At 67.8% G+C, this 26,931-nt stretch carries 26 protein-coding genes and 2 tRNA genes; 8 read left to right on the forward strand and 20 right to left on the reverse strand.

What is annotated here, in order from left to right:
- Positions 1-38: 38 nt before the first annotated feature.
- Positions 39-1,784: a PHA/PHB synthase family protein gene (locus TMZ1T_RS14985; protein WP_004266009.1), complete on the reverse strand. Its 1,746-nt coding sequence runs from the start codon at positions 1,782-1,784 to the stop codon at positions 39-41.
- Positions 1,785-1,890: 106 nt separating this feature from the next.
- On the opposite strand from TMZ1T_RS14985, the gene TMZ1T_RS14990 reads away from it, so the two are divergent.
- Positions 1,891-2,112: a hypothetical protein gene (locus TMZ1T_RS14990; protein ID WP_004266012.1), complete on the forward strand. Its 222-nt coding sequence runs from the start codon at positions 1,891-1,893 to the stop codon at positions 2,110-2,112.
- 49 nt (positions 2,113-2,161) lie between these two features.
- Here TMZ1T_RS14990 and pgeF read toward each other — a convergent pair whose 3' ends face one another.
- Together pgeF and rluD are read right to left on the reverse strand one after the other, a co-directional pair.
- Positions 2,162-2,944 carry a peptidoglycan editing factor PgeF gene (gene pgeF, locus TMZ1T_RS14995; protein WP_012585819.1) on the reverse strand — a complete coding sequence of 261 codons (783 nt, stop codon included), beginning with the start codon at positions 2,942-2,944 and terminating at the stop codon, positions 2,162-2,164.
- Entirely contained in the window at positions 2,941-3,924 is a 984-nt protein-coding gene (rluD, locus tag TMZ1T_RS15000; protein ID WP_012585820.1) for a 23S rRNA pseudouridine(1911/1915/1917) synthase RluD, read from the reverse strand. Before rluD ends, pgeF begins: the two co-directional genes overlap by 4 nt.
- A 13-nt stretch (positions 3,925-3,937) precedes the next feature.
- Between rluD and TMZ1T_RS15005 the strand changes: the two genes are divergently transcribed.
- A complete protein-coding gene (locus tag TMZ1T_RS15005; RefSeq protein WP_012585821.1) occupies positions 3,938-4,747 on the forward strand; it encodes an outer membrane protein assembly factor BamD in 810 nt (269 codons plus the stop codon).
- A gap of 189 nt (positions 4,748-4,936) precedes the next feature.
- Here TMZ1T_RS15005 and TMZ1T_RS15010 read toward each other — a convergent pair whose 3' ends face one another.
- Positions 4,937-7,120 (reverse strand): malate synthase G, encoded by a 2,184-nt coding sequence (locus TMZ1T_RS15010; protein ID WP_004266022.1) that lies wholly within the window; start codon positions 7,118-7,120, stop codon positions 4,937-4,939.
- 291 nt (positions 7,121-7,411) lie between these two features.
- Here TMZ1T_RS15010 and TMZ1T_RS15015 point away from each other — a divergent pair, with 291 nt between their 5' ends.
- Positions 7,412-7,807, forward strand: a complete 396-nt coding sequence (locus TMZ1T_RS15015) for a RidA family protein (RefSeq protein ID WP_012585822.1) — start codon at positions 7,412-7,414, stop codon at positions 7,805-7,807.
- Positions 7,808-7,897: 90 nt separating this feature from the next.
- On the opposite strand, the gene TMZ1T_RS15020 is transcribed toward TMZ1T_RS15015, so the two are convergent.
- The 6 genes from TMZ1T_RS15020 to TMZ1T_RS15045 all read right to left on the reverse strand — a co-directional run bounded on the left by TMZ1T_RS15020 (position 7,898) and on the right by TMZ1T_RS15045 (position 14,140).
- Positions 7,898-8,611 (reverse strand): ABC transporter ATP-binding protein, encoded by a 714-nt coding sequence (locus TMZ1T_RS15020; RefSeq protein ID WP_004266027.1) that lies wholly within the window; start codon positions 8,609-8,611, stop codon positions 7,898-7,900.
- Positions 8,604-9,359, reverse strand: a complete 756-nt coding sequence (locus tag TMZ1T_RS15025) for an ABC transporter ATP-binding protein (RefSeq protein WP_012585823.1) — start codon at positions 9,357-9,359, stop codon at positions 8,604-8,606. Before TMZ1T_RS15025 ends, TMZ1T_RS15020 begins: the two co-directional genes overlap by 8 nt.
- A complete protein-coding gene (locus tag TMZ1T_RS15030; RefSeq protein ID WP_004266032.1) occupies positions 9,352-10,320 on the reverse strand; it encodes a branched-chain amino acid ABC transporter permease in 969 nt (322 codons plus the stop codon). The genes TMZ1T_RS15025 and TMZ1T_RS15030 overlap by 8 nt, the downstream gene beginning before the upstream one ends.
- Before the next feature lie 4 nt (positions 10,321-10,324).
- Positions 10,325-11,191 carry a branched-chain amino acid ABC transporter permease gene (locus tag TMZ1T_RS15035; RefSeq protein WP_004266034.1) on the reverse strand — a complete coding sequence of 289 codons (867 nt, stop codon included), beginning with the start codon at positions 11,189-11,191 and terminating at the stop codon, positions 10,325-10,327.
- Positions 11,192-11,304: 113 nt separating this feature from the next.
- On the reverse strand, positions 11,305-12,492 hold the full coding sequence (locus tag TMZ1T_RS15040; protein ID WP_004266037.1) for an ABC transporter substrate-binding protein: 1,188 nt from the start codon (positions 12,490-12,492) through the stop codon (positions 11,305-11,307).
- A 61-nt stretch (positions 12,493-12,553) separates the two neighbouring features.
- A complete protein-coding gene (locus TMZ1T_RS15045; protein ID WP_004266041.1) occupies positions 12,554-14,140 on the reverse strand; it encodes a benzoate-CoA ligase family protein in 1,587 nt (528 codons plus the stop codon).
- 374 nt (positions 14,141-14,514) lie between these two features.
- Here TMZ1T_RS15045 and TMZ1T_RS15050 point away from each other — a divergent pair, with 374 nt between their 5' ends.
- Positions 14,515-15,447 (forward strand): helix-turn-helix transcriptional regulator, encoded by a 933-nt coding sequence (locus TMZ1T_RS15050; protein ID WP_004298145.1) that lies wholly within the window; start codon positions 14,515-14,517, stop codon positions 15,445-15,447.
- Positions 15,448-15,841: 394 nt separating this feature from the next.
- On the opposite strand, the gene TMZ1T_RS15055 is transcribed toward TMZ1T_RS15050, so the two are convergent.
- Positions 15,842-15,918: transfer RNA gene (locus tag TMZ1T_RS15055), tRNA-Met, on the reverse strand.
- Positions 15,919-15,995: 77 nt separating this feature from the next.
- A tRNA-Thr gene (locus tag TMZ1T_RS15060) sits at positions 15,996-16,071 on the reverse strand.
- A gap of 145 nt (positions 16,072-16,216) precedes the next feature.
- Between TMZ1T_RS15060 and TMZ1T_RS21365 the strand changes: the two genes are divergently transcribed.
- Positions 16,217-16,381 carry a hypothetical protein gene (locus tag TMZ1T_RS21365; protein WP_004298146.1) on the forward strand — a complete coding sequence of 55 codons (165 nt, stop codon included), beginning with the start codon at positions 16,217-16,219 and terminating at the stop codon, positions 16,379-16,381.
- A gap of 12 nt (positions 16,382-16,393) precedes the next feature.
- Here the strand turns inward: TMZ1T_RS21365 and TMZ1T_RS15065 are convergent, their stop codons facing one another.
- Positions 16,394-16,852: a ProQ/FINO family protein gene (locus tag TMZ1T_RS15065; RefSeq protein ID WP_004298148.1), complete on the reverse strand. Its 459-nt coding sequence runs from the start codon at positions 16,850-16,852 to the stop codon at positions 16,394-16,396.
- A gap of 234 nt (positions 16,853-17,086) precedes the next feature.
- Between TMZ1T_RS15065 and TMZ1T_RS15070 the strand changes: the two genes are divergently transcribed.
- On the forward strand, positions 17,087-17,419 hold the full coding sequence (locus TMZ1T_RS15070) for a hypothetical protein (RefSeq protein ID WP_004298149.1): 333 nt from the start codon (positions 17,087-17,089) through the stop codon (positions 17,417-17,419).
- A 54-nt stretch (positions 17,420-17,473) separates the two neighbouring features.
- Here TMZ1T_RS15070 and TMZ1T_RS15075 read toward each other — a convergent pair whose 3' ends face one another.
- Both TMZ1T_RS15075 and TMZ1T_RS15080 read right to left on the reverse strand, forming a co-directional pair.
- Positions 17,474-18,130: a cytochrome b/b6 domain-containing protein gene (locus TMZ1T_RS15075; protein ID WP_004298151.1), complete on the reverse strand. Its 657-nt coding sequence runs from the start codon at positions 18,128-18,130 to the stop codon at positions 17,474-17,476.
- A gap of 2 nt (positions 18,131-18,132) precedes the next feature.
- On the reverse strand, positions 18,133-19,653 hold the full coding sequence (locus TMZ1T_RS15080) for a tetrathionate reductase family octaheme c-type cytochrome (RefSeq protein WP_012585824.1): 1,521 nt from the start codon (positions 19,651-19,653) through the stop codon (positions 18,133-18,135).
- A 280-nt stretch (positions 19,654-19,933) separates the two neighbouring features.
- Here TMZ1T_RS15080 and TMZ1T_RS15085 point away from each other — a divergent pair, with 280 nt between their 5' ends.
- Positions 19,934-21,811 carry a GGDEF domain-containing protein gene (locus tag TMZ1T_RS15085; protein ID WP_083768704.1) on the forward strand — a complete coding sequence of 626 codons (1,878 nt, stop codon included), beginning with the start codon at positions 19,934-19,936 and terminating at the stop codon, positions 21,809-21,811.
- A 78-nt stretch (positions 21,812-21,889) separates the two neighbouring features.
- Here TMZ1T_RS15085 and TMZ1T_RS15090 read toward each other — a convergent pair whose 3' ends face one another.
- From TMZ1T_RS15090 to TMZ1T_RS15100, 3 genes are all read right to left on the reverse strand, one after another.
- The gene (locus tag TMZ1T_RS15090) at positions 21,890-22,810 is read right to left on the reverse strand and encodes a PEP-CTERM sorting domain-containing protein (RefSeq protein ID WP_231570781.1); all 921 of its coding nucleotides are present in this window, start codon (positions 22,808-22,810) and stop codon (positions 21,890-21,892) included.
- Between the two features lie 71 nt (positions 22,811-22,881).
- Positions 22,882-23,796, reverse strand: a complete 915-nt coding sequence (locus TMZ1T_RS15095) for a mechanosensitive ion channel family protein (protein ID WP_004298158.1) — start codon at positions 23,794-23,796, stop codon at positions 22,882-22,884.
- 244 nt (positions 23,797-24,040) lie between these two features.
- Positions 24,041-24,373 carry a hypothetical protein gene (locus tag TMZ1T_RS15100; protein ID WP_012585826.1) on the reverse strand — a complete coding sequence of 111 codons (333 nt, stop codon included), beginning with the start codon at positions 24,371-24,373 and terminating at the stop codon, positions 24,041-24,043.
- Between the two features lie 214 nt (positions 24,374-24,587).
- On the opposite strand from TMZ1T_RS15100, the gene TMZ1T_RS15105 reads away from it, so the two are divergent.
- Positions 24,588-25,493, forward strand: a complete 906-nt coding sequence (locus TMZ1T_RS15105) for a pirin family protein (RefSeq protein WP_012585827.1) — start codon at positions 24,588-24,590, stop codon at positions 25,491-25,493.
- A 235-nt stretch (positions 25,494-25,728) separates the two neighbouring features.
- On the opposite strand, the gene TMZ1T_RS15110 is transcribed toward TMZ1T_RS15105, so the two are convergent.
- Positions 25,729-26,586: a PA4780 family RIO1-like protein kinase gene (locus TMZ1T_RS15110; RefSeq protein WP_004298165.1), complete on the reverse strand. Its 858-nt coding sequence runs from the start codon at positions 26,584-26,586 to the stop codon at positions 25,729-25,731.
- Entirely contained in the window at positions 26,583-26,861 is a 279-nt protein-coding gene (locus tag TMZ1T_RS15115; RefSeq protein ID WP_004298167.1) for a VF530 family protein, read from the reverse strand. Before TMZ1T_RS15115 ends, TMZ1T_RS15110 begins: the two co-directional genes overlap by 4 nt.
- Between the last annotated feature and the right edge of the window lie 70 nt (positions 26,862-26,931).

Below are 26,931 nucleotides of genomic sequence, written 5' to 3' on the forward strand. Positions count from 1 at the left end.
CCGCTGCCGTCGAACACTGAAAACCTCCTCGTTCCGGGTCAGGAACGCTCCTTGACGTAGCGCCCCGGCGCCGGCTCGATCGGCTCGTACTTCGTGCTGCCCAGGCGTCCGCGCGCGGCCACCTCCTTGCCGCCATGGCCGCGCAGCCACTCGGCCCAGTGCAGCCACCAGCTGCCCTTGTGCTCGGCCGCGCTCTCGAACCATTCGTCGGGGTCGGCCGGGCGCACATCGGCGGTCCAGTAGCTGCGGCGATTCTTCGACGCCGGGTTGATCGCGCCGGCGATGTGGCCGCTTGCGCCGAGCACGAAGGTGGTGTCGCCGCCCAGCACGTTGCGCGCCAGGTAGGCGCTCTTCCACGGCACGATGTGGTCCTCGCGCGCCGCCATCAGGTAGGCCGGCACGTCGACCTTGCCGAGGTCGACCTTGTGCCCGAGCATCCTGAGCTTGCCCGGCACGCGCAGGTTGTTCTCGAGGTACATGTTGCGCAGGTACCAGGTGAGGAAGGGCCCCGGCAGGTTGGTCGAATCGGAGTTCCAGTACAGCAGGTCGAAGGCGACCGGCTTGTTGCCCTTGAGGTAGTTGCCGACCACGTATTGCCACACCAGGTCGTTGGCGCGCAGGAAGGAAAACACGTTGGCGAGTTCCTGCCCCTTGAGCACCCCGCCCTTGCCGATCGCGGCCTCGCGCGCGGTGACGCTCGCCTCGTCGACCAGGCAGCCGAGCTCGCCGGCGTCGGAGAAATCCAGCAGCGTGGTCATCAAGGTGAGGCTCGCCACCGGCTCCTCGCCGCGCGCGCGCGCCACCGCGAGCGCCGAGGTGAGGATGGTGCCGCCGACACAGAAGCCGAGCACGTTGGGCTTCTTGACGCGGGTGATCGAGCGCACCACCTCGAGCGCCGCGAGCGGTCCCTTGTCGAGGTAGTCGTCCCAGGTGTAATGGCCGCCGGTGTCGGGACGGGGGTTCTTCCACGACACCAGGAAGACCGTGAAGCCCTGCTCGACGACGAAGCGCACGAGCGAGTTCTCGGGCTGCAGGTCCATGATGTAGAACTTGTTGATGCACGGCGGCACGATCAACAGCGGCGTCTGCGCGACCTTCTCGGTCAGCGGCGCGTACTGGATCAGCTGCATCAGCTCGTTCTCGTAGACCACCGAACCCGGGGTCAGCGCGAGGTTACGGCCGATCTCGAAGGCCGCGTCGTCGGTCATCGAGATGCGCCCCTTCTCGAGGTCGCCGAGCAGGTTCTGGATGCCGCGCGCGATGCTCTCGCCCTTGGTCTCGACCGCGGTCTTGATGAACTCGGGGTTGGTCGCCGCGAAGTTACTCGGCGACAGCGCATCGATGTACTGGCGGGTGAGGAACTGCATGCGCGCCTTGGCGCGGCCGTCGGCGATCGGCATCGCGTCCGCCATCTGGCGCAGGAAGCCGGCGTTGAGCAGGTAGGCTTGGCGCATGTAGTCGAACACCGGGCTCTCGGACCACTCCGGCGCCGCGAAGCGCTTGTCGCCCGGCTCGGGCTGCACCACCGCGGGGCCTGCCGCCCCCGGCGTGCGCGCAAGCATGGACGACCACAGTTCGGCGTGCTTCTCGGCGAAGACCTTCTGCAGCGAGGCCATCACCTCGGTCTCGGGCATCGGCAGCTTCTGCGCCGCCACCCCCGAGGAATCCTGCATCGCCACATGCTGGCGTGCGAGCGCATCGAAGAAACCCTGCGCCATCGCCTGTCCCGCGGCGAGGATCGCCTGCATTCCCGGCGGCACCTGCTTGCCCGTCGTATCCGACATCCCTTTCTCCTGAGGCCGCGTCCGCCCGCTCCGGGCCGGGGCCGCGGTTTCCTGCCCTGTCCGTGATCCTCCGGCGCCGGCTCGCGGCGCGCGCTAGAATCCACCCATGTATCTGATCCCGATCGCCTGGCTCTACGTCGTCGTCCTCGTCGCCGCGGCGGAGGATTCGATCGTTGCCGCCGTCCTGACCTTCGTGTTCTGGGGGCTCGCGCCCCTGGCCTTGTTTCTTTGGCTGTTCGGCACCCCGGCCCGCCGACGTCGCCGCCTGCAGCAGGAGCGAGAAGCACTCGAACGCAACGATAGAGCCGAAACTGACGCCGATCAATAGCCGCAATCCCTAAGACGGTCATGCGAGACGGATCGCGGCAACGCCGCGCTCACGCGATCGCGCCGGGCCGCCCCTCCTCCAGCCAGATCAGCGCGGCGAAACGCCCGGTCGTCCCATCACGCCGGTAAGAATAGAAATGCGCCGGATCGGCCACGGTGCACACACTGCCGCCGTCGATCCGCCCCACGCCCGCAAGCGTGAGCCGTCGACGCGCGAGCGCGCAGAGATCGGCCAGCCACTTCCCCGGCACGCCACCCGCGACGAAGGCTGCGGTCGCGCCCGGGTCCGCACCGACGAAGGCCGCGCGCACGTCGTCCCCGACCTCGAAGGCCGTCGGCCCGATCGCGGGCCCGAGCCACGCGCGCACGCGCCCCGGCGTCACGCCCATGCGCTCCACGGTGCGCTCCAGCACCCCGGCGGCCAGGCCGCGCCAGCCCGCGTGGGCGGCGGCGACCACGGTGGCGTCGTCGTCGCAGAAAAGCACTGGCAGGCAGTCGGCGACCATGACCGCACACGCCCGCCCGCGCATGCGCGCCACGGCCGCATCGGCCTCGGGCACTCCGGCCGCGCGATCGGCGTCCGCCACCGCGCAGCCATGCACCTGCTCGAGCCACACCGGCTCGGCGCCGATCGCCGCACCCAGGCGTGCGCGGTTGGCCGCCACCGCGCGCGCATCATCGCCAACATGGCTGCCGAGGTTGAAGCTCGCCCATGGCGGCAAGCTTGCGCCGCCCTCGCGGGTGCTCACCACGGCCCGTACCCCGGGCGGCAGGCTCCACTGCGGGCACAGCAGGCCAGGGGCGAAAAAGCGGTAGCCGGGCGGCAGGCTCATCGCGGCGCTCCATGCAGCTCGTCCAGCAGCGCGGCGAAATCCGCCGCCAGCGGCACCTCCCAACGCATCGCCTCGCCGCTGCGCGGATGCGTGAGCCCCAGCCGGAAGGCATGCAGGGCCTGGCGCGGGAACGCATCGAGGCGCACATCGCCGCAGCGGCGCGCCCCATAAAGCGGATCGCCGACCAGCGCATGGCCGATGTGCGCCATGTGGACGCGGATCTGGTGGGTACGCCCGGTCTCCAGACGACATTCGACCAGGGTCGCACGCGGGAAACGCTCGGTGACGCGGTAATGCGTGACCGCCGGACGGCCGTTGCCGACGACTGCCATGCGCGTGCGCTGCGTAGGGTGACGCCCGATCGGCGCATCGACCGTGCCGCCGGCCGTCAGCGCGCCCTGCACCAGCGCGCGGTAGTGGCGCCCGACCGTGCGCGCCTGGAGCTGACGCACGAGCTCGGTCTGCGCGGCCAGCGTCTTCGCCACCACCATCAGCCCGCTGGTGTCCTTGTCGAGCCGGTGCACGATACCGGCCCGCGGCACCCCGGCGAGCGCGGGGTTGCGGTGCAGCAAGGCGTTGAGCAGGGTCCCGCTCCAGTTGCCGCTGCCGGGATGCACGACGAGGCCGACGGGCTTGTCGATCACCAGCAGGTCCTCGTCCTCGTAGACCACCGCGAGCGGGATGTCCTCGGGCAGCGCGGCGGTGACCTCGGGCGGCGGCGGCGCGTCGATCTCGACGCACTCCCCGCCGCACACCTTGCGGCGCGCATCGGGGCTCGCGCCATCGACGCGGATCCAGCCCTCCTTGAGCCAGCCCTGCAGGCGGCTGCGCGAATGTTGGGGGAGAAGCCGTGCCAGGGCCTGATCGAGGCGCAGCCCACCCAGTTCGACGGGAATCGTCAGCGCCTCCCACGCATCGGCGTCGTCGGCGGGAAGATCGGCTGGGAGGGCGGCTGGGATATAATCGGCGTGTTCATTCACGCGAGTGTCTTCGATGGCCAGGTTCACCCCCGGAAGTTTAACGGCAAAAGCCGCGCTGATTGGCGCCTTGCTGCTCGGCGGCTGCGGCCTCCTGCCCGAGCAGGTCGACGAGACCGCCGGCTGGAACGCACAAAAGCTGTATTCCGAGGCCAAGGCCTCGATGAGCGAGGGCGGCTACGATCGCGCGGTGACGCTATTCGAGAAGCTCGAGGCACGCTATCCCTACGGCCGCTTCGCCCAGCAGGCCCAGCTTGAGGTGGCCTACGCGTACTACAAGCAGGGCGAGCAGGCGCTCGCGCTCGCCGCGGCCGACCGCTTCATCAAGCTCCATCCCAATCACCCGAACGTCGACTACGCCTACTACCTCAAGGGCCTGGTCAACTTCAACGAAGACCTCGGCCTGCTCGCCGGCCTGTCGCGCCAGGATCTCTCCGAGCGCGACCCCAAGGGCGCACGCGAGGCCTTCGACAGCTTCCGCGAACTGGTCGAGCGCTTCCCCGAGAGCCGCTACGCCGACGACTCGCGGGCGCGCATGCAGTACCTGATCAACTCGCTCGCCTCGCACGAGGTGCATGTCTCGCGCTACTACTACAACCGCGGCGCCTACGTCGCGGCGATCAACCGCGCGCAGACCGCGGTGAATAACTTCCCGCAGGCACCGGCGATCGAGGAGGCGCTGTTCCTGATGGTCATGAGCTACGACAAGCTCGGCATGGCGCAGCTGCGCGACGACGCCGACCGCGTCATGCGCAAGAACTTCCCCGACAGCGTGTATTTCCGCGGTGGCCCGGAAGACACGCGGCCGTGGTGGCAGCTGTGGTGAGGGTCTGATCCCCCGATCATGCAGATCGGGCGGAGCAAGATGTAAAAAGGCGCCCTGCGAGGCGCCTTTTTACATTTCCAGTGCCGTCGCCGCGATGCACGCGTGCAGCTCTCCATCGCCGGATCGCGAGTCGCGTCGCTCCTGCAGGAGCACAGGAGCGACGCGACTCGCGCCGAGCGTGGACGACGCTCAGGCGCCGACCTTGGCCTTGAACTGCTGGCGATAGCGGTGCAGCAGCGGCTCGGTGTAGCCGCTCGGCTGGGCGCAGCCCTCGAAGATCAGCGCGCGCGCGGCCTGGTAGGCCACCGAGTCGTCGAAGTTCGGCGCCATCGGGCGGTACAGCGGGTCGCCCGCGTTCTGGCCATCGACCACCGCGGCCATGCGCTCGAGCGTGGCCTCGACCTGCTCGGCGGGCACCACGCCATGGCGCAGCCAGTTGGCGATGTGCTGGCTGGAGATGCGCAGCGTGGCGCGGTCTTCCATCAGGCCGATGTCGTTGATGTCGGGCACCTTCGAGCAGCCCACGCCCTGCTCCACCCAGCGCACCACGTAGCCGAGGATGCCCTGGCAGTTGTTGTCGAGTTCCTGCTGGCGCTCGGTCTCGCTCCACTCGGCCTTGGCCACCACCGGGATGGTGAGCAGGTCGTCGAGCAGCGCCTCGGCTTCCTTGTCGAGGTCGAGCTTCTCGATGTCCTGCTGCACCGCGGCCACGCTGACCTGGTGGTAATGCAGCGCATGCAGGGTGGCGGCGGTCGGCGACGGCACCCAGGCGGTGTTGGCGCCCGCCTTGGGATGGCCGATCTTCTGCTCGAGCATCGCGGCCATCAGGTCGGGCATGGCCCACATGCCCTTGCCGATCTGGGCGCGGCCGCGCAGGCCGGCGGCCAGACCGATGAGCACGTTGCGGCGCTCGTAGGCGGCGATCCACTTGCTGTTCTTGATGTCGCCCTTGCGCATCATCGCGCCGGCCTCCATCGAGGTGTGCATCTCGTCGCCGGTGCGATCGAGGAAGCCGGTATTGATGAAGGCCACGCGCGCCGGCGCGGCGGCGATGCAGGCACGCAGGTTGACGCTGGTGCGGCGCTCCTCGTCCATGATGCCGAGCTTGACGGTGTTGGCCGGCAGCCCGAGCAGCTGCTCGACGCGGGTGAACAGCTCGTCGGCGAAGCCGATCTCCGCCGGGCCGTGCATCTTGGGCTTGACGATGTAGATGCTGCCCTTGCGCGAGTTGCCACGGCGCTCGAGGTCGCGCTTGGCGATCAGCGTGGTGACCACCGCATCCATGATGCCTTCGGGGATTTCCTTGCCCTCGCCCCAAAGGATGGCCGGGTTGGTCATCAGGTGGCCGACGTTGCGCACGAAGAGCAGCGCGCGACCGTGCAGCTTTACCGGCTTGCCGTCGGCACCGGTGTACTCGCGGTCGGCGTTCAGACGCCGCGTCATCGGCTTGCCGCCCTTGTCGAAGGTGTCTTCCAGCGTACCGTCCATCAAGCCGAGCCAGTTGCGGTACACCACGACCTTGTCGTCGGCATCCACCGCGGCGACCGAGTCCTCGCAGTCCATGATGGTCGACAGCGCGGCTTCCATCAGCAGGTCGTTCACGCCCGCGGCATCGGACTTGCCGATGGCGCCGCTGCGGTCGATCTGGATCTCGATGTGCAAGCCGTTGTTCTTCAGCAGCACGGCGCGCGGCGCGGCGGCCTCGCCCTGGAAGCCGACGAACTTCTCGGCCTGCTGCAGGCCGGTGCTGGCACCGCTCTGCAGCTTCACCACCAGGCGGCCGGCCTCGACCGCGTAGCCCGCGGCGTCGGCATGCGAGGCACCGGCGAGCGGCGCGGCCTGGTCGAGCACCTGGCGGCCGAAGGCGATGACCTTCGCGCCGCGCACCGGGTTGTAGCCCTTGGTGAGCTCGGCGCCGTCCTTCTGCGGGATGGCGTCGGTACCGTAGAGCGCGTCGTAGAGCGAGCCCCAGCGCGCGTTGGCGGCGTTGAGCGCGTAGCGCGCGTTCATCACCGGCACCACGAGCTGCGGGCCGGCCTGCACGGCGAGCTCGTCATCGACGTTGGTGGTGGTGGCCTTGGCACCGGCGGGCACCGGCAGCAGGTAGCCGATCGAGGACAGGAAGGCCTTGTACGCGGCCATGTCGGCGATCGGCCCCGGGTGGGCGCGATGCCAGGCGTCGATCTCGGCCTGGATGCGATCGCGTTCGGCGAGCAGAGCGGCGTTCTTCGGTGCGAGATCGTGTACCAGCGCATCGAACCCGGACCAGAAGGCGGCAGCGTCGACACCGCTGCCCGGCAGGGCTTCTTCTTCAATGAAACGCTTCAGGTTCGCTGCGACCTGCAGACGCTGGACACTCACTCGTTCGGTCATCTTTCGCACTCACTGGCTCGGTTGTTGAGGAACACGCCCGCATGAAGGGGCGCATAACCTTTGAAGAATGCTTTCGATCGCGGCGTGGGTCAAGGGTGCGAAGCAAAAGTCCTCTATAAGACTTGCGCTATGGCTCGGCACGCCGCCAAAGCGGACACCATCGCATCGTCAGCCGCCCAAGTTCTGCATTTTATTGCAGAATACGCCCGCGAACTGCACTATTTGACATGCTGCCCGGTCGCGCATCAAGCGCGTACGCGCAGCGCCAGAAACGCACTCGAGGAGACAGACATGCAGATTCTTCAACCCGCGGGCTGGAAACGGCCGAAGGGCTACGCCAATGGAGTGGCCGCGAGCGGACGGATGCTGTTCGTCGCCGGCCAGGTGGGCTGGGACGCGGACGAGGTCTTCCGCAGCGAGGACCTCGTCGAGCAGATCCGCCAGGCGCTGCGCAACGTGCTCGCCATCCTGGACGCCGGCGGCGCGCGTTCGACCGACATCGTGCGCATGACCTGGTTCCTGGGCAGCGCCGCCGAGTACAACGCCCGCCTCGAGGAGATCGGCACGGTCTATCGCGACCTGATCGGCCACCACTACCCGGCGATGAGCGCCGTGCAGGTGGCTGGCTTCGTCGAGGCCGGCGCGAAGGTGGAGATCGAGGTCACGGCGGTGCTGCCGGACGATTGAGGAGGACGGACCGGGACGGGCGCAGCGCCGCCGCGGGCGGCGCACAACGCGCGGACGGGGCCTGCCGGGCCGCGCCCGCGTATCGAAGCATCACACCCCGAGGTGCTTGCGGATCAAGGCCGGCTCCTGGCGCACCTGTTCGCTCGGACCGTCGAACACCACCTCGCCCTTGACCAGGATCACCGAGCGGTTGGTCAGCGCAGTCACCGCCGAGTGGTTCTTGTCCACCACCACCGTGGCGATGCCGGTGTCGCGGATGGTGCGGATGACCTTCCAGATCTCCTTGACCATCAGCGGCGCGAGGCCCTCGGTGGCCTCGTCGAGGATCAGCAGGTCGGGGTTGGTCATCAGCGCGCGTCCGATCGTGAGCATCTGCTGCTCGCCGCCCGAGAGCTGGCCGCCGCCGTTGTCGATACGCTCGCCCAGGCGCGGGAAGGTCTCCATGACGCGCTCGAAGGTCCATTCGCGCCGCCCGTCCACGCCCGCGCGCGCCGCCATGACGAGATTCTCGCGCACGCTCAGGTTGGGAAAGATGCCGCGCCCCTCGGGTACGTAGGCCACCCCGGCGAGCGCGATGCGGTGCGGTTTGGCGCGCGTCATGTCGTCGCCGTTCACGCGCACCGTGCCGTGGCGCGGCCGCACCAGGCCGAGCATGCTGCGGATCAGCGTGGTCTTGCCCATGCCGTTGCGCCCCATCAGGCCGAGCGCCTCACCCTTGCGGATCGAGAAGCTCACCCCGTGCAGGATGTGGCTCGAGCCGTAGTAGGTGTGGAGGTCGCGCGCTTCGAGCAGCATCTCAGCCATGTTCATCCTCCCCGAGATAGGCCGCCTGGACGTCCTCGCTGTTACGGATCTGCTCGGGCGGTCCGGATTCGAGCACCGAGCCCTCGACCATCACGGTGATCGTGTCGGCCACCGCGAACACCGCATCCATGTCGTGCTCCACGAGCAGGATCGCGCGGTTCTGCTTGAGTTTGCGCAACAGCTCGACCATCTGCGCCGACTCTTCCGAGCCCATGCCGGCGAGCGGCTCGTCGAGCAGCAGGACACGCGCGTCGGTGGCCAGCACCATCGCGATCTCGAGCTGGCGTTGCTCGCCGTGCGAGAGCAGGCCGGCCTTGCGCAGCTCGCGCCCGCCCAGGCCCGCCTCGACGATCGCCGCCTGCGCGCGCTCGACGGTGTCGCGCGTCTTCATCGCATCGGTGAAGATCCGCCACGGCCGCGGCCTGCGCGACTGCGCGGCGAGCCGGCAGTTCTCCAGCACGGTGAATTGCGGAAAGATGTTGGTGCGCTGGTAGCTGCGGCCGATGCCGCGGTGCGAGCGTGCCGCCGAATCCAGCCCGGTCACGTCCTGCCCTTCGAGCAGGATGCGCCCCGCGGAAGGCGGCAGGTCGCCCGAGAGCATGTTGATGCAGGTCGACTTGCCCGCCCCGTTGGGGCCGAGCAGCGCATGCAGCTTGCCGCGCTCGAGCGTGATGCACACCTCGAGGTTGGCGGTCAGCCCGCCGAAATGGCGGGTCAGGCGGTCCGCCACCAGCATCGCCTCACTCATCGTCTTCTCCCCAATTGACCGTGCGGAAGATGCGTCGCGGCAGTCCGGCCAGTCCACTCGGCATGAACAGCACCGCGGCGACGATCACCAGGCCCATCAGCAGTTGCCAGTGCTTGGTCCAGTCCGAGAACATCTCCTGCAGGCCGATGAAGGCGAACGCGCCCGCGACCGCCCCCGCCAGGCTGCCGAGGCCGCCGAGGATGACCATCAGCAACACGTTGCCCGACTGATGCCACGACAGGTAATCGGGGGTCACGAAGCCGAACAGCACCGCGTACAGGAAGCCCGCCACCCCGGCCAGCGCACCGGCCAGGGTGAAGGCCGCAAGCTTGTAGCGCTGCGTGGCGTAGCCGAGCGACTTCATGCGGTGCTCGTTGCTGTGGATGCCGGCGAGCACGCGACCGAAGGGCGAGCGCAGCACGAAGGCCAGCAGCACGAACACCGCCACCATCGCGGCGAGGATGAAGTAGTACAGGTGCAGCGGCTCGTCGAGGTTGAACGGCATCCAGCCGAAGAGGCTGGCATCCGGCTTGACGTTGAGATAGATGCCGTCCGAGCTGCGCCCGAGTGCGGTGTCGTGGAAGATGTAGTAGGCCATCTGCGCGAAGGCCAGCGTCACCATGATGAAATAGATGCCCTTGGTGCGCAGCACGAACAGCCCGATGAAGAACGCCGCGGCGCCTGCCGCCAGCACCGAGGCCGCGAGCACGAACCACAGGTTGGCCGCCTCGTATTCGGGCGCGATCAGCGCGACCGTGTAGGCGGCGATGCCGAAATATGCGGCATGGCCGAGGCTCACCAGGCCGGTGAAGCCGACCAGCAGCGCCAGGCTCATCGCGAAGATCGACATCACGAGGATTTTCGCCACCAACTCGACATAGAAGCTGGATCCGATCGCCGGAAACAGCACCAGCCCTGCCAGCACGGCGAGCTTGAAAGACAGCACGACTCGCGGGTTCATCGCCTCACCCCTTCCTGAAGATGCCTTCGGGGCGCCAGAGCAGCACGACCGCCATCAGCAGATAGACCGCCAGTCCGGCGAGCTCGGGGAGCAGGATCGTGCCGAACGTGTCCGCGAACCCCACCAGCAGCGCCGCCACCAGCGCGCCCCACACCGAGCCGATGCCGCCGATCACCACGACCACGAAGGAGATGATCAGCACATTGCCGCCCATGCCCGGGTACACCGAGGAGATCGGCGCCGCGAGCATGCCGGCCAGCGCGGCCAGCGCCACGCCGAGCGCGAACACGGTGCGGTAAAGCAGGTCGATGTTCACCCCGAGCGACTGCACCATCTCGCGGTTGAACGAGCCGGCGCGGATCATCATCCCCAGTCGGGTGCGCTGCATCAGCCACCACAAGCCGACAGCGAGCGCGATGCACACCACCGAGATCACCAGCCGGTACACCGGATAGGAGAGGTTGTCGGAGAGCGCGATCGAAGCCGAGAACAGGTCGGGGATGGCCACGCCGTGGACGTCGTCGCCGACCGTGAGGCTGCGCAGCTCCTCGAAGATCAGGATGAGCCCGTAGGTCAGCAGCACCTGCTGCAGGTGGTCACGCTTGTACAGATGCACGAAGAGCAGCTTCTCGAGCAGCGCGCCGAAGCCGAAGGCGAGCGGGATGCCGAGCACGATCGCGAGCATCAGGTTGCCGGTCAGGCTGGTGAGCGCGAAGGCCAGGTAGGCGCCGATCATGTAGAAGCTGCCATGCGCCAGGTTGATGATGCCCATGATGCCGAACACCAGGGTCAGCCCGCTCGCCACCAGGAAAAGCAGCAGGCCGTACTGGAGCGCGTTCAGGATCTGGATCAGGAACGAGGTGAAATCCATGATTGAACCCTTCCCTCCCAGACATGCGGAACACGCCGGGATGCGATGGACAGACGGGTGGAAGCGGGCTGCGACGCGGAGGCGGAGGGCCCGCCACCGCCTCCGCGACGGAATCAGTTCATGAGCTTGCAGCCGCGCGCCGGGTCGGCGAGCTTGGGTGCGGCGACGCCGATCACCTTGTTCTGCCCGCCCTCGACCTTGCGCAGGTAGATGTCCTGCACCGGGTTGTTGGCCTTGGACAGGGTGAAGCTACCGCGCGGACTGTCGATGGTGGCGGCGCTCATCGCCTTCATGACCGCCTCCTTGTCGAAGGCTCCGGCCGGCGCGCCCGAGAGCCCCGCGGCGAGCAGCTGCGCACTGTCGTAGCCCTGCACCGCGAAGACGTCGGGTTGCGCCTTGTAGGCCGCGACATAGCCGCTGCGGAAGGACTTCTCCCTGGCGTTGTCGAGGCCGTCGGCGTAGTGCAGCGTGGTCAGCACGCCCTCGCCGGCGCCGCCCATGGCCTCCAGCGTGCCGTCGGTGAGGAAGCCCGGGGCGTAGAGCGGGAGGCCCGCCTTCAGGCCTGCCGCCTCGTAGTCCTTGACGAACTTCGCCGCCCCGGCGCCGGAGAAGAATACGAACACCGCATCCGGCCTGAGGTTGGCGATCTCGGTCAGGAAGGGCTGGAACTCCACGTTCGGGAAGGGCAGGTAGAGCTCCTTGACCACCTTGCCGCCGGCCTGCTCGAAGGACTCCTTGAAGCCGGCGACCGACTGTTCGCCGAAGGAGTACTTCCAGGCCAGGGTGACCACGTTCTTGTGGCCGCGTTCGGCGACCACCTTGCCCATCGCATTCGCCGGCTGCCAGGCCGAGAACGAGGTGCGGAACACATTCGGCGCGCACAGCGGACCGGTAAGCTCGTCCGCGCCCGCGTTCGGGATGATCATCAGGGTCTTGGAGTCACGCGCGACCTTGGCCATCGCCAGCGCCACGCCCGAATGCACGGTGCCGACCAGCACGTCGACGTTGTCGCGTTTGACCAGCTTGTTGGCATTCTCGGTCGCCTTGGCCGGATCGGACTCGTCATCGACGACGAAATACTCGACCTCGCGACCGCCGAGCTTGCCGCCCTGCTCCGCCACGTACTGCTTGAAGCCGTTGGTGATCGCGTTGCCGAGCGAGGCGTAGGTGCCCGTGTAGGGCAGCATCAGCCCCACCTTGACCTTGTCCGCCGCCTCCGCCGCGCCCTGCGCCAGCAACATGCCCAGGCCGAGCCCGAGCGCGCTCACTGCGAGGCGCAGCTTCCTGTCCTTTCCGACCATGTCCGTCTCCTCTCTTTTGATGGTGTGAACACGGGCGGCGCCCCCGAGCGCCGCCAAAGCACTAGATGCCGCGCAGCTTGAAACGCTGGATCTTGCCGGTGGCGGTCTTGGGCAGATCCTCGACGAATTCGATCCAGCGCGGATACTTGTAGGGCGCGAGCATGCCCTTGACGTGCGCCTGCAGCTCCTGCCGCATCGCCTCGCCGGGTCCGTAGCCGGGCTTGAGCACGACGAAAGCCTTGGGCTTGATCAGGCGTTCCTCGTCCTCGATGCCGACCACCGCCGCCTCGAGCACCGCCTCGTGGGCGATCAGCGCCGACTCGACCTCGATCGGCGACACGTAGATGCCGCTCACCTTGAGCATGTCGTCGCTGCGCCCGGAGTAGACGTAGTAGCCGTCGCGGTTGCGGTAATACTTGTCGCCGCTGCGCGTCCAGCCCTCGAGGAAGGTGGCACGGCTCTTCTCCGGCTGGTTCCAGTACTGCACCGCCGAGCTCGGCCCGGAGATCTGCAGTTCGCCCGGCTCCTCGGCCGCGGTGATCTCGTCGCCGCCCTCGTCGATCAGGCGCACGCGGTAGCCCGGCACCGGCGTGCCGCTGGTGCCGTACTGCACGTCGCCGGCGCGGTTGGACAGGAAGATGTGCAGCATCTCGGTGGAGCCGATGCCGTCGAGGATGTCGACCCCGATGCGCTCCTTCCAGCGCCGCCCCACGCCCTCGGGCAGCGCCTCGCCCGCAGAGGTGCAGGCGCGCAGCCGCTTCATCTCGCCCGCGGTCGGGCAGCCGGTGTGCGCGAGCATGCCGGCGTAGAGCGTGGGCACGCCGTAGAAGATGTCGGGCTGGTGCTCGCGCAGGCGCTTGAACACCGCATCCGGCGTGGGCCGCTCGGCCATCAGGATGGCGGTGGCGCCCACCGAAAGCGGAAAGGTGAGGCCGTTGCCGAGGCCGTAGGCGAAGAAGAGCTTCGCGGCCGAGAACACCACGTCCTGTTCGCGGATGCCCAGGACCTCCTGTCCGTACAGCTCGGCGGTATGGATGAGGTTGGAGTGAATGTGCACCGTGCCCTTCGGCGCACCGGTGGAACCGGAGGAGTAGAGCCAGAAACAGGGGTCGGTCGCACGCGTCGGCGCGGCATCGAGCTGCTCGGACTGCGCGGCGAGCAGCGCCTCGAGACCGTCGTCGTCGTCACCACCGGCGACGACCAGGCGCTCGAGCGTCGGCACGCGCCCGGGCAGCGCGGCGAAATTGGCCAACAGCGCCTGCGATACCACCGCCACACGCGCACCGCTGTCGGAGAGCATGTACTCGTAGTCGCGTTCGGTGAGCAGCGTATTGACTGCGATCGGCACCACCCCGGCCTTGATCGCGCCGAGGAACATCGCGGGGAAATCGATGCAGTCGAGCACGCACATCAGGACGCGGTCGCCGCGTGCCAGCCCGAGGGTGCCGAGCAACGCATTGCCACAGCGGCTGGCACGCGCCGCGAGCTGGTCGTAGGTGTAGCTGCCGGCATCGTCGATGTAGGCGACCTTGCTGCCGCGCCCGGCGACGAGGTTGCGCCCGAGCAGGTCGTCGGCGGCGTTGTAGGGATCCGGAATCACGATCCGGGGCGGCGTGCAGCCGTGATCTGCGGTGCTGAGGGTGTGCATCGTCCTGTCTCCATCCTGATCCCGGACCGTACCGACCGGCATGCACACGGAACGGTACGACGCGAGAGAACCTTGGCACGATCGCCGAGCGGACTGGCTGGGGTACCGCACAAGCCATCCAAAAAAGTGCACTAAAGTGCATCTTTCGGCGAGACATGCAAAAGAATACCCCCAATCCGGATGCTGTCAACCCTGCATCGCACCAAAAACAAGGAAATTCAATTATTTAGATAAAGTCTAAGGTGCAATATACTGCACTTGCCGCTATGCTTGAATGCACTCCCCGCACACCGGCCGGGAGCCTCCGATGTCACGCCGTTGACAGCGCATCGCCAGCGGCACCATAAACACGAATCTCCGACCTCCGCTCCGTAATGAACGACCAGAATCCGACCCTCGCAGCCTCCGACGCGCCTGTACCGGTCGCGCACCCGGCGGTGCGACCCGATCCGCGCAGCGACGGGGAGTTCCTGCTCGCGCTCGGCCGGCGCGTGCGCGAGACGCGCGACCGGCGTGGCCTGACTCGCAAGCAGCTGGCTCGCGACGCGGGGGTGTCGGAGCGGCATCTCGCCCATCTTGAGGCCGGCGAGGGCAACGTCTCGATCGTGCTGCTACGCCATATCGCCAGCGCATTGGGGCTGTCGCTGCCGGAGATGTTGAACCTGGGCGCCGAGGAGTCGGTCGAGCAGCGCCTGGTGCGGCGCATCCTCGAACAACTGCCGCGCCACCGGCTGGAGGACGTGGTCTTCCGGTTGATGCGCGACTACGGCCAGGAAGAGGCCGCGCGGCGCAACCGGATCGCCCTCATCGGCCTGCGCGGCGCCGGCAAGACCACACTGGGCCGCAGGCTGGCGGCCGAACTCGGCTTCCGTTTCGTCGAGCTCGATGCCGAGATCGAACGCGAGACCGGCATGCCCATGGGCGAGATCTTCGCCCTCTACGGCCAGTCGGGATATCGCCGCATCGAACAGCGTTGCCTGCGGCGCGCACTCGACAGCGGTGAACGCACGGTGCTCGCCACGGGCGGCGGAATCGTCTCGCAGACCGAGACCTACGACCTGCTGCTGTCGCGCTGTCTGACGATCTGGCTCCGCACCTCGCCCGAGGAGCACATGCAGCGCGTCAGCGCGCAGGGCGACCTGCGTCCGATGGCCGGTAGCGCGGAAGCGATGGAAGACCTGCGCCGCATCCTCGCCGCGCGTGAACCGCAGTACCTGCGCGCCGACCATGTGGTCGATACCTCGGGCCAGGGCGAGGACGAGAGCTTCCGCGCGCTGCGCGCCGCCGTGGAGGACCGCGGCCGCTGAGCGAAGGCGTCGCGCGTGATCGGCTTGATCGGCAAGACGTCGAGCCCGCCGGTCGCAAGCCTGTCGAGGGCATCCGCACCACCCGCACTCTCCTCGGACTCTCAACCCCGGCGCGCCAGCCACGCGATCGGCAACGAGTGCCGATCCGCACGCCGTGCCCAGGCCTCGCCCGTCGCCGCCAGCTGCCTGCGAACCGACCTGCTCGATCGGAGAACTGGGGAGTGAAAAGCTCCACGCGGGCAACACCCTGACTTGACAGGAAAACATGGCGGCACGTGACACAAAGAGCCATGAATGTCGGCGCTCAGGACGCTAAGACCCGATCGGCGTGGGCACGACACTCCAGACGCAAAAAAGCCAATCACCGCTAAGTGATTGGCTTTAATGACTTTTTTGGTTGCGGGGGCAGGATTTGAACCTGCGACCTTCGGGTTATGAGCCCGACGAGCTGCCAGACTGCTCCACCCCGCGTCGGAGAAACAGAACTATAAACGGTGAACTACGAGAAGGCAAGAACTTTTTGCGCCGCACAAGCACCGGAGGAATTCTGGTGCCGGCAATAGGAATCGAACCCACGACCTTCTGATTACAAATCAGCTGCTCTACCAACTGAGCTATGCCGGCAAGGCGGTGCGGATTATAGCGCAAGACGCCACTCAGCCATCGCGTCGGAGGAAACGCACGGGCAGCCCCTGCATGCACACGAACTTGCACGGATAACTGTTTATATATACAGTTGTTGCACAGTCGAAAAGCTCAGGAGACCACCATGCAAACCATCACTTCCAGGGTGCTGCTCGCACTCGGCCTGCTCGCCGGCCTGATGATCGGAACCGGCCATCCTGGCGGGGCGCTCGTGGTGGCGGTCGCGGCCGGGGCAGGGATCTGGATGGCGCGGGCCGACTCGGTACGGCGCGATCTGCGCCGAGCGTAGGCCCGCCCGGGTTCAGCGGCCGAACTTGCTCACCAGTTGCTGGAGCTTCTCGGTGCGGCGGCGTTCGGCCTCCTCGGCCTCGCGCTTCTCGCGCTGCTGCTTGGCCACCGCGGCGAAGCGTTCCTTCAGCGTGGTGGCCGCGTGCTGGCGTTGCTCTTCGGTAACCTCTCCGGAGGCGTTGCCGTCGAGGTCGAAGCGCTCGCCGCCACGCTCGACCGCCTTGAGGTACTTGGTCGAGGCGGTGTACATGCGCAGGGCGATGCGCAGGTTCTTGCGGTCGAAATCGGGAAAGCGGGCCAGGATGCTCGTGTCGATCTTCAGCGCCAACGGCTTGCTGTCGCGAAATGCCGGCGATTCGGCCTGCAGGCGTTTGAGGATGGCACGCGGTTCGATGCGCGGCTGCTTGGCCTGGTCCTGCGCGTTGGTGCTGAGGGGCGCGGGGGCGGCGGTTTCGGCTTGCTGAAGGGTCATTTCGGGGAGAACTCTGGTACGCGGATCGGTGTCTGAACAGCAGTCCGGAAACCTCGCGTCCGGAGCGGTGCCGCGAACTGTGCGAGTCGAGTGCTGTTCCGGCATTCTACCCCCGGTCCGCCGGGCTTCTGCCGGACGTGGTGATTTTTGCCACGGATCGCATCGGTCTGGCACCCAGGCATCGGATCGAACGGAACCGGCTTGCTGCCGCACCACACACCTCGGGGAAACATCATGGAAAAGCGCTGGCGCCGCCTGCCCGGCTCGCGCACCGAACCGGCAGGATTCGAACGCAAGGTGCTGGCGCGCCTGCCCATGGTCGCGCTCGTCGGCACCGCGGCCTGCGTGGCCGTGTCCCTGCTCGCCCGGCTGCACTGGTGGGGCGACGAGAGCATCGAGGCGGTGCGCGCGCTGCAGATGGTCGACATCTGGGTGCTGGCAGCGGTGATCCTGCATTGGACGGTGGTGTTCACCGTGGCGATCGGTGCCTTCATCGTGTTCGTGATGAAGGGCCCGGCCTACATCGCCGACCGCTACGAACTCCCGGACGCAGACGCCCCGCGCTGAATCCGCCGCGGGGCGTCTGCGTCCCTTGGTGGTGCCGCGATACGGCGCAAGCACTCAAGCCGCGCCGGGTGTGCGCCCGCCCTGCTCGGCCGCGGCGGGCGGGTGGTCGTCATCGACCTCTTCCCAGCCGGTGATCATCGCCTTGATGTGCGCGAAGATCGTGTGCCCCGTGGTCGTCAGATACACGTGGATGAAGAAGAACGCGGTGATCATGAACGCACCTGCGGTATGCACGAGCGCCACGCCCTCGAGCGAGAACATCTCGTCGATGCCGAGCTGCGCCCAGTTGCCATAGAACAGGTAAAGCAGGCCCGAGCCCCAGATCAGCGGCGAGATGAACGCAAGCAGCGCGAGATAGGCCAGGCGCTGCAGCGGGTTGTGCTTCTGCACCGTCGTCTTGCGGAAGGGATGCGGCATCTCCTTGAAGATCCCCACCGTGTAGTAGAGGACCATCGCCGACACGTTCTTCATCGACGGGACGTACTGCCGCCACTCGCCCGTGGTGAATTGCCAGAAGATCGTGAAGGCCCAGATCACCAGCAGCGTCCATGCCGCGATCGTGTGCGCATCCACGGCCTTCCTGAAGCCCAAAAGAGTATAGCTGCCGTGGATCTCGAAGCCGGTGATCATCATGACGATGATCAGCAGCGCCTGCGACCAGTGCCAGAAGCGTTCATAGCGCTTGTAGATGTAGATGCGGTTCGCGCTCATTTTCAGTGCCCCTTGCGACGGGTGAGGATGCGGGCGATGCCGTGGATCGAGCCGGCGCCGATCGCGCCGATGATCGCCAGCCCACCGAGGAGATCGACCCAGCCGTTGCGGTCGCGACCGGGCAGGTAGAGGTCGGTGATCCCGGCGAGGCGGCCGTCTTCCGAGCGGGTGTGGCAGTCCCTGCACTTGAGCGCGTCTTCCTTGGGCGCCACCATGTGGGTGATGAACCAGTTCATGCGCGTCTCGATGAAGCCGAACTGGCCGCTGTAGGGCAGGCCGGCGTAGTCCATGCCGGCCTTGATCGACTTGGCGTAGTCGAAGTTTCCCCAGAACGCGGTGTCGTCCTGGCCGTATACGTGGTTCACCACCAGAGTCTTGTTCACCGGGTCGTAGGGCTGCTTGCCGACCATCACCTTGAAGGGCCAGATGCGCGCGTTCGGGTCGCTCGCCGAGCCTTCGACGCGGTTCAGCTCGAGGATCTTGCTGTCGTCGATCTTGTCGGTGAGCGCGATCTGATGGACCACGCCGTTGTACCACTTGTAGGTCGGGCGCACGTTCTCGCCGTACTTGAAGTCGCCCTTTTCCGCCGAGTAGATCAGGTGGCCGTGGTCGTCCTGGATGAACAGCGGCTTGCCGTCCGGACCGCGCTTGCCGCCGGTCGACCAGTCCCACAGCACCTTGGTGGCGATGCCGCCGCGCGCGAACTCGGGGATGTGGCAAGTCTGGCAAGCCACTCGCCTGGCGTGGTTGTCGAGGCGCTCGTTCTTGTGCGGGCGAAGGTCGTGGCAGGACTCGCAGGTCGCGCGCTTGTGGTCCTCATGCTTCATGTCCAGGCCCTTGGTGTCCTTGGCGGTAGCCGCGTAGCGGCTGCCGGAGGGCTGGTGGGCGTTGAAGGTGTGGCAGTCCGCACAGCTCATGTTCTCGCCATCGGGCGACATGTGCACATCGACGTGTTTCGGCGGCTTGACCAGCGAGGAGTCGAGGTCGCCATGCTTGACCGCGTCGCCGCCACCGCCGTTGAAGTGGCACGCGCCGCAGTTGTGCCGCCCCGGCTTGCCCACCGCCTGCGCGATCCTGGCCAGGTCGGGCGGCTGCACGATCCTGCCGCTGCCCTTGGGCAGCTCGCGCGGCGCGTAGAGCGGATGGCCGGCATCGGTGGCGATCTTCTTGTAGGTCGTCGTCGTGTCGTGGCAGGCCAGGCAATCCACGTTGTTCTGGTTGGTGAAATCGTAGTTCTTGTCCGTCCACCCGTAGCCGGCGTGGCAGCTCGTGCAGCGCGGCTCGTTGGAAAGGATGGAGCCGCAGAAGTTGTTGGCCGCGTGCTGTTTGCCCAGCTTCTTGCCGGTGGTCGGGCTGATCGCCTCCCAGGTCCAGTGCACGCTCTTCATCACCTGGTGCCCGGCCTCGTTGTGACAGGCGAGACAGGCCTTGGTGACCTCCGGCCCGCTCTCGAACGGGCCCTGCAGTTCCTTGAACCTGCTGTGGTCCGCCGTGCTCGCCGCCTTGCCGCCGGCCGCAGCCACCGGAAGATCCCCCCCCTGCGGGCGTGCTTGCCGCACCCGCCATGATGCTCGTCGCGAGGATCAAGGCCCCGCCGATCCAGCGCCGCCAGTCGAATGTCCGCCTGCCCATTTTCCGTTCCTCCGCCGAGACGACCTGCTTTTCCAGTCTAGGCCAGCCAGAAATATAAGCATTTGATTAATATCTACGGATCGGCAGATCACCGGGGCTCGACTCCCTCCGTGCCCGCCCTCGGAACTTCCTCACCGAAAGCACGGGAAGTCCTGTCAGAATGCCGGAAACATGCGCCAGACCCAGGAATTTCCACCGCTCAACATGTCCACGCCCAGCAATCCCTCCGAGATCGCCCGCGAAACCCTGCGCCAGCTCGCGCTGCGCCGGATTGCCCCCACGCCGGACAACTACCGCAAGCTCTATCACGAGATCGCCGGCACCCGGCCCGACGACGACGCCCTGCCCGAAGCCTTCGTGCGCAAACTCGCCCGCCGCCTGCCGCGCGACAGCGCCGAGCGCCAGCGCCACGGCCACCAGCTCGACCAAGCGCTCGCCGACGGTCGCGACAAGGCCGCCGAGGCCGCACTCGAGCGCTACCTCGACAGCCTCAAGCTGGGCGAACCGCAGGCCTGGAACGAGCTCATCGGCAACCTGCTGCGCCAGTGGGAGGCGCGTCAGACCGGCTGGACCCCGGCGCGCAAGCGCGAGGCCCTCGACCGCGTGCTGGGCGCAGCCGACCCGGCGGCGCTGTACACCCGCCTGCAGGGCCTGCTCAAGAGCTGGACGCAGGCCATGACCGATGCCGATGCGCTCGCCGTCGAGGTGCCCGACGCGGCAGACGAACCCGACGCCAGCGCTTCGCCCCGTGCCGACGCAAGCACCGCAAGGCCCGCCACGCCCGCGCGCACCGCCGCTGCCGCGCACCCCCCTGCCTCCACTCCAGGCGTCGACTCCGCCACCATCGACGCCCTGCGCGAGCTCGTCACCATCAGCCTGGGCGAGGCCCTGCCGCCGCTGCTGGAGGAACAACCGCCGCTGCGCGAGACCGCCGCCACGCTGTGCGCCGAAGCTGCCAGTCGCAGCGAGGCCGCTGGCCTGCGCGAGGTCGGCACGCGCCTGCGCGCCTTCGCACACGAGCTCGAGCTGGCCGCCGCCGACGAGGCCGAAATCCGCGCCGGCATGCTCGAGCTGCTGCGCATGCTGCTTCGCAACATCGACGAGCTGGTGCTCGACGATCGCTGGCTCGCCGGCCAGATCGAGATGCTGCGCGAGATCGTCGACAGCCGTCCCGACCCGCGCAAGATCGACGACGCCGGCCGCCGCCTCAAGGAACTCATCCACAAGCAGGGCCAGCTCAAGCACACCCTGGCCCAGTCCCAGCGCCACCTGCGCGACATGCTCGCCGGCTTCGTCGACCAGCTCGCGCGCTTCTCCGAATCGACCGGCGCCTACCACGACCGCATCGGCCAGTGCGCCCAGCGTATCGCCCAGGCCAACGACATCACCGAGATCGGCCCCCTGCTCGACGAGGTCATGACCGAGACTCGCAGCATCCAGGACGAGGCACGCCGCTCGCGCGACGAGCTCATCGTCGCCCGCGGCGAGGCCACGGCGGCGCAGGAGCGCGTCGTCACGCTGCAGAACGAGCTCGAGGAAGCCAGCCGCCTGATGCGCCACGACCAGCTCACCGGCGCGCTCAACCGCCGTGGCCTCGACGAGATGTTCCAGACCGAATCCGCGCGCGCCCAGCGTCGCGGCACGCGGCTCGCCGTCGCGCTGCTCGACATCGACCACTTCAAGAAGCTCAACGACAGCCTCGGCCACAAAGGTGGCGACGACGCCCTGGTACACCTCGCCAAGGTCGTGCGCCAGCACCTGCGCCCCCAGGACGTGCTCGCCCGCTATGGTGGCGAGGAGTTCGTCATCCTGCTGCCCGAGACCGGCGACACCGACGCCCAACAGGCGCTCGTGCGCCTGCAGCGCGAGCTCACCCGCGAATTCTTCATGGCCGAAATGCAGAAGATCGTGATCACCTTCAGCGCCGGCGTCACCCGCCTGGCCGAGGGCGAAAGCCTGGAGAGCGCGCTGAAGCGCGCCGACGGCGCGATGTATCAAGCCAAGCAGGCCGGCCGCAACCGCGTGATGGTCGCGCCGCTACACGACTGAAAGCGCTCCGGAGCACACGAAACCCGCCGGCTTCGCCAAGGGCGCCGAGCCCGTGGCGAAGCCGGCGCGGCGGCGTGCTCAGCCCGGCACCTTGCTCCCTTGAGGAGTGCGCAGGCGCGCGGCGGCAAGGCCGACGAGGCCCAGCCCGAGGAGCGCGAGCACGCCCGGCTCCGGCACGGTGGGCACCTCGTTGACGCCGATGCGGACGCGGTAGGCGCCATCGTTGTCGTCGTAGGCACCGGGCACGCCATCGAAGCCGAAGCCGTCCGGGATCCCCAGGAACAGCCTCGTGGCGCCGCTCGGCGCGATGAACTCCTGGAAAATCGAGGACGTGGTCACGCCGTTGCCGATATAGAAGATCTGCCCGAGCCCGGGGCTCAGTGTCGTGAAGTTGCGGCCCAGGCCGGTCGTGCTGAAGTCGAGGCGCGCGGGTGCGCCAGCGCTGGGGATGCTGTTGTCCAGGAAGACGCCGACGAGTGCCCCCTCGGGACCGAAGTAGCCACTGATGCCGCCGAAGGACGAGAGATCGCTGCAGCTCGACCCCGCGCAATCGGCGTTGTTGCCCTCGGGGCCATAGAACGGCGCACCGACCCCGTTGAAGTAGCTGATGCCGCCGATCGAGGGATCCGCGAGGCGGATGACGTCGCCCGCAGCCACGCCGAGGTATGGCGGGAAGGTCTCCTGGATCTCCTCGGGCGTCGCCCCCCCGTGGCGTTGCATGCCGGTGGGAGAGCTCCAAGGCGCAGACGCCAGCGGAATCGTGATGTCCGTTCTCCCCGCCAGGAAGATCGCGTCGCTGCCGCGAACCGTGACATCGAGCACGGCCGCCTCTGCCGTGCCGGAACCGAGCGCCGTGACCAGCGCCGCAGTTGCAAGGATCGATGCGCAAGCCTGCCTCATGATTCGCTCCTCCCCGGTATCCAACACTCCCCGAAAAGACTCAAGCAAGAACCGAACCAAACCGTAAGCCGCTGATTTATCGACGACTTCCGTCGACACCCGTCTCCGAGTGTAAAAAAGACCGACAGCGCCACACCCCGCCCCGACGAGCCGCGCAGGCAAGCCTGTTCCTAGGACGCGGCTTCCGCATGTTGGCACGCGGACACCGCCAGCGGCTGCGCCAGCACGACCCCGCGCGCACGCAGCGCCGCATCGACGAGCCCGAGCACCTCGTCGCGGCAGACCGGCTCGCGGTCGTGCTGCGGCACCCAGTACTTCACCCGATAGGTGATGCCCCCAGGGCCATAGGACACCAGCTGCACCTCGGGCGGCTTGTCCTCGGCGATGCTCGCCGCATGCGTCAGCGCCGCGCGCATCAGCTCCCGCGCCTCGGCCACCGGCAGCGCGACCGGCAGGGTGAGCTCGGCATGGTCGCGATATTCCTTCTTCGGCGCGCTGAAATTGGTGATCCGCTGCCGCGAGATCTGGCTGTTGGGCAGGATCACGTAGGTGCTGTCCCCGGTCACCAGCCGCGTCGTGCGCCAGCCGATCTCCTGCACCCGCCCCTGGGCCAGGTTTTCGATGCGCACCCAGTCGCCGATGCGGAACGGCGCCTCGATCCCGAGCGCGATCCCCGACAGCGTGTCGGCCACCACGTTGCGGATCGCGAAGCCCAGCACCGCCAGCACCAGGCCCGAGCCGGTCAGGATCCCCGACAGGTCCTGGCGGAACAGCAGCGACAGCCCGCCCAGCGCCGCCAGCGCGAACAGGAACACCCGCAGCAGGTCCAGCAGCACCTTGGGCACCGGCTTGCGCCCCTTGCGCCGCTGCGACAGCCGCGCCGACGCGAGCGCGTGCAGCAGATGCGCGCCGGTGAACAGGGCGAGCGCGAGCGCCGCATTGCGCACCGGATCGAGCCAGGCCTGCACGGCATGATCGGCCGGCAGCAACCCGAACGCCCGCTCGGCATACAGGAAGAACAACACCAGGAGGAGGAGACCGACGCCGGCATGCGAGCCGGCGCGGGAGTACAGCGCGCGAACCATGGCAGGACCTTCGAGACGAGAGGAAAAGACACTCCACCGACCCCGGCCTGCCGATCCGCGCCGGCAAGGCGCTATCGAGGCCGGGGCCAGGCATGTGCCTGGTCGATGCACAAGGCGAATCTCGCGCGGCCGCAGCAGCCCATCACATGGTCTCCGGAAGTTCCTGGGGGTGGGTGGCCAGGATGGCCAATCGTTTCTATATGGGGATCGATTCCGCGTTTTCAAACGCAGGGCCCCGCCTGCCTCACCCCTGCGCTTGCGACTTGTTCTGTCGCTCCTCACGCGCAGCTTTCTCTCGGGCGGCCTCGCGCTCCTCGTCCAGCTTCTTCTTGCCGTAAGCGATCGCCATCTTCATGGCCACGACCATCACCCCACCGATCAGCACGATATACAGCAACGAAGCTCGATTGCCGGGGTCCGCCTCCGTCACTGCCGTCTTCGCGCCTTCCTTCTTCTCCTGCTGCGCGGGCACCTGCACGCTCGCCATCCCCCCTTCCTGTCCGGCGCCCGCGGCCATGGCCGTGCCACTCGAAAGGAGGACACAGAAACCGATCGACACTGCCATGATCCAATTCATCGAAATCCTCATTCGTCGATCTCGTCACGCGCTGTCCACTTTTCCAGCGAGCGGCGCCTCGACACATCGATCTGTCGAGCCTCTGGTCATTGTACTGAAGAACCCCGCCGGGACTCGGCACCCGAACAGCCCACCGCGGTCGACGCGCCGCAAGAATCTCTCCACGGGGAATCCCCACGACGCCCAAGGCAGCAGCCCCACGAGGACACCGACCATGAACCCGCTCGTCCGCATCCAGCCCCGCAGCGCCGACCTCGGCGACGGCATGCTCGTCCGCCGCACCCTCCCCAATCGCCGGCAGCGCATGGTCGGGGCGTGGTGCTTCCTCGACCACGCAGGGCCGGTGCAGTTCGAGCCCGGCAAGGGCCTGCACGTCGGCGCGCATCCGCACATCGGCCTGCAGACCTTCACCTGGCTGATCGAGGGCGAGGTGCTGCACCGCGACAGCCTGGGCAACGAGCAGCTCATCCGCCCGGGACAGGTCAACCTGATGACCGCAGGCCACGGCATCGCCCATACCGAGGATTCGCTGCACGACGGCGTGCGGCTGCACGCCGCGCAGCTGTGGATCGCCCTGCCGCCGGAGCACCAGGATTGCGCCCCGGCCTTCGACCACTACCCCACGCTGCCGCAATGGCGCGAAGGCGGCGCCGAACTCACCCTGCTCGCCGGCCGCTACGGCCAACGGACCGCGCCGGCGCGCATCCACTCCGCGCTGGTCGGCATCGACATCGCCTGCGACGAGGCGAGCGCGCTCACGCTCGCGCTCGACCCCGGTTTCGAGTACGGGCTGATGGCGCTCGTGGGCGATCTGAAGATCGACGGCGAGACGATCCGTACAGACGAGCTCGCCTACCTCGGCAAAGGACGCGGCGAGCTGCACCTGGCCCTGCCCGCAGGCGCGCGGGTGCTGTTCCTGGGTGGCGAGCCGTTCGACGAACCGGTGCAGATGTGGTGGAACTTCGTCGGCTTCAGCAGAGCCGACATCGCGCAGGCGCAGGCCGCGTGGGAGCGCGGCGACGAGCGCTTCGGCGCGGTCGGTGACGGCCGGGCGCGACGCCTCGTGGCGCCGCCTCTGCCATGGCGGGGGCCGGGCGACACGCGCCTCCCCCACACCTGAGCGCAGTCGAGGTCGAAACCCGGACTCCGGTCCGAGCGGTCGGCAAGCACCGCCCCCAGCCAGCCCTCGAGCCGGGCAGCCTGCGCGCGGTCCGCGCGCGTACGAATGCTGTCGAGTCTGCGACGCACGTCACCGACGATCCGGACCGACCAATGGAACATCGGATCGGCCGATCGCACTCGACCCCGTCGGGCGAGACGCCCGGGCAAGCGCGCATCGGAGTCCGCCTCGCCGCTCAGCGCTGGCCGGCGGCCTCTGCCCGGCCCGCCTGGCGCGCGGCCTCCTCACGACGCGCCGCCTCGATCACCTGCATCACCTCATCGACATCGGCGTGCCCGGCCTCCACCTCGAAGACCCCGGTGAGCGCGCTCTCGGGCTGCAGCTTGCCCGACTCGTACAAGGCCCAGATCTCCTTGCCATACGCGGTGTCGAGCAGGTCGGGGGCGAACTGCCCGAAGTAGGCGGCGAGGTTGCCGACATCGCGCTCGAGCATGGCGCGGGCGTTGTTGTTGGCCGCCGCATCCACCGCCTGCGGCAGGTCGATGATCACCGGCCCGTCGCGATCGACCAGCACGTTGTATTCCGACAGATCCCCATGGACGATGCCGGCGCACAGCATGCGCACGACCTGGCGCACCAGCTCGGCATGGAAGCGCCGCGCATCCGCCTCGTCGAGCACCACATCGTTGAGCCGCGGCGCCGGCTCGCCGTCCTCGTCGGCCACCAGCTCCATCAGCAGCACGCCCTCGTGGAAGTCGTAGGGCACGGGCACGCGCACCCCGGCCGCGGCGAGCCGCCGCAGCGCGTCGACCTCGGCGTGCTGCCACGCCGCCTCCTGCTCCTGGCGGCCGTAGCGCGAGCCCTTGGCCATCGCGCGCGCCTGACGGCTGTTCTTGACCTTGCGCCCCTCGGTGTAGTCGGCCGCCTTGTGGAAGCCGCGCTTGTTGGCCTCCTTGTACACCTTGGCGCAGCGCAGCTCGTCGCCGCACTGCACGACATAGACCATGGCCTCCTTGCCGCTCATGAGCTGGCGCAGGACGTGGTCGACGAGGCCGTCGGCCACCAGCGGTTCAATTCTGCTCGGGGTCTTCACGTGTTCGGGGTGCTCCGCGGGGTGTCGGGGTCCGTTGCCGCGCCCGGCCGGGCGGCCGCACGCAGGGTATCGAGATACAGCGCCTCCACCTGCTCGCGCGCCCACGGCGTGCGACGCAGGAACTTGAGGCTCGAGGCGATGCTCGGTTCGTGGTTGAAGCAGCGGATGTCGATCCGCCGCCCCAGGCCCGCCCAGCCGAAGCAGGCGACCAGGTCGGTCACGATCCGTTCGAGCGTCAGGCCATGGAGCGGATTCTTGGGTTGTGCTGCGGTCATCGGGTCTTCTCGCGTCGAGACTGACGGTTGTGCGGATCGCTTGCTGCAGGGGGAGTGACTGATACTCCGC

This window comes from Thauera aminoaromatica (genome assembly GCF_000021765.1).
Lineage (GTDB): Bacteria > Pseudomonadota > Gammaproteobacteria > Burkholderiales > Rhodocyclaceae > Thauera > Thauera aminoaromatica.

Excerpts from the sequence above, each read along its gene's own strand:
- TMZ1T_RS14985 (WP_004266009.1), bottom strand. The coding sequence starts at position 1,784 with ATGTCGGATACGACGGGCAAGCAGGTGCCGCCGGGAATGCAGGCGATC.
- TMZ1T_RS14990 (WP_004266012.1), top strand. The coding sequence starts at position 1,891 with ATGTATCTGATCCCGATCGCCTGGCTCTACGTCGTCGTCCTCGTCGCC.
- pgeF (WP_012585819.1), bottom strand. The coding sequence starts at position 2,944 with ATGAGCCTGCCGCCCGGCTACCGCTTTTTCGCCCCTGGCCTGCTGTGC.
- TMZ1T_RS15005 (WP_012585821.1), top strand. The coding sequence starts at position 3,938 with ATGGCCAGGTTCACCCCCGGAAGTTTAACGGCAAAAGCCGCGCTGATT.
- TMZ1T_RS15010 (WP_004266022.1), bottom strand. The coding sequence starts at position 7,120 with ATGACCGAACGAGTGAGTGTCCAGCGTCTGCAGGTCGCAGCGAACCTG.
- TMZ1T_RS15015 (WP_012585822.1), top strand. The coding sequence starts at position 7,412 with ATGCAGATTCTTCAACCCGCGGGCTGGAAACGGCCGAAGGGCTACGCC.
- TMZ1T_RS15020 (WP_004266027.1), bottom strand. The coding sequence starts at position 8,611 with ATGGCTGAGATGCTGCTCGAAGCGCGCGACCTCCACACCTACTACGGC.
- TMZ1T_RS15025 (WP_012585823.1), bottom strand. The coding sequence starts at position 9,359 with ATGAGTGAGGCGATGCTGGTGGCGGACCGCCTGACCCGCCATTTCGGC.
- TMZ1T_RS15030 (WP_004266032.1), bottom strand. The coding sequence starts at position 10,320 with ATGAACCCGCGAGTCGTGCTGTCTTTCAAGCTCGCCGTGCTGGCAGGG.
- TMZ1T_RS15035 (WP_004266034.1), bottom strand. The coding sequence starts at position 11,191 with ATGGATTTCACCTCGTTCCTGATCCAGATCCTGAACGCGCTCCAGTAC.
- TMZ1T_RS15040 (WP_004266037.1), bottom strand. The coding sequence starts at position 12,492 with ATGGTCGGAAAGGACAGGAAGCTGCGCCTCGCAGTGAGCGCGCTCGGG.
- TMZ1T_RS15045 (WP_004266041.1), bottom strand. The coding sequence starts at position 14,140 with ATGCACACCCTCAGCACCGCAGATCACGGCTGCACGCCGCCCCGGATC.
- TMZ1T_RS15050 (WP_004298145.1), top strand. The coding sequence starts at position 14,515 with ATGAACGACCAGAATCCGACCCTCGCAGCCTCCGACGCGCCTGTACCG.
- TMZ1T_RS21365 (WP_004298146.1), top strand. The coding sequence starts at position 16,217 with ATGCAAACCATCACTTCCAGGGTGCTGCTCGCACTCGGCCTGCTCGCC.
- TMZ1T_RS15065 (WP_004298148.1), bottom strand. The coding sequence starts at position 16,852 with ATGACCCTTCAGCAAGCCGAAACCGCCGCCCCCGCGCCCCTCAGCACC.
- TMZ1T_RS15070 (WP_004298149.1), top strand. The coding sequence starts at position 17,087 with ATGGAAAAGCGCTGGCGCCGCCTGCCCGGCTCGCGCACCGAACCGGCA.
- TMZ1T_RS15075 (WP_004298151.1), bottom strand. The coding sequence starts at position 18,130 with ATGAGCGCGAACCGCATCTACATCTACAAGCGCTATGAACGCTTCTGG.
- TMZ1T_RS15085 (WP_083768704.1), top strand. The coding sequence starts at position 19,934 with ATGCGCCAGACCCAGGAATTTCCACCGCTCAACATGTCCACGCCCAGC.
- TMZ1T_RS15095 (WP_004298158.1), bottom strand. The coding sequence starts at position 23,796 with ATGGTTCGCGCGCTGTACTCCCGCGCCGGCTCGCATGCCGGCGTCGGT.
- TMZ1T_RS15100 (WP_012585826.1), bottom strand. The coding sequence starts at position 24,373 with ATGAATTGGATCATGGCAGTGTCGATCGGTTTCTGTGTCCTCCTTTCG.
- TMZ1T_RS15105 (WP_012585827.1), top strand. The coding sequence starts at position 24,588 with ATGAACCCGCTCGTCCGCATCCAGCCCCGCAGCGCCGACCTCGGCGAC.
- TMZ1T_RS15115 (WP_004298167.1), bottom strand. The coding sequence starts at position 26,861 with ATGACCGCAGCACAACCCAAGAATCCGCTCCATGGCCTGACGCTCGAA.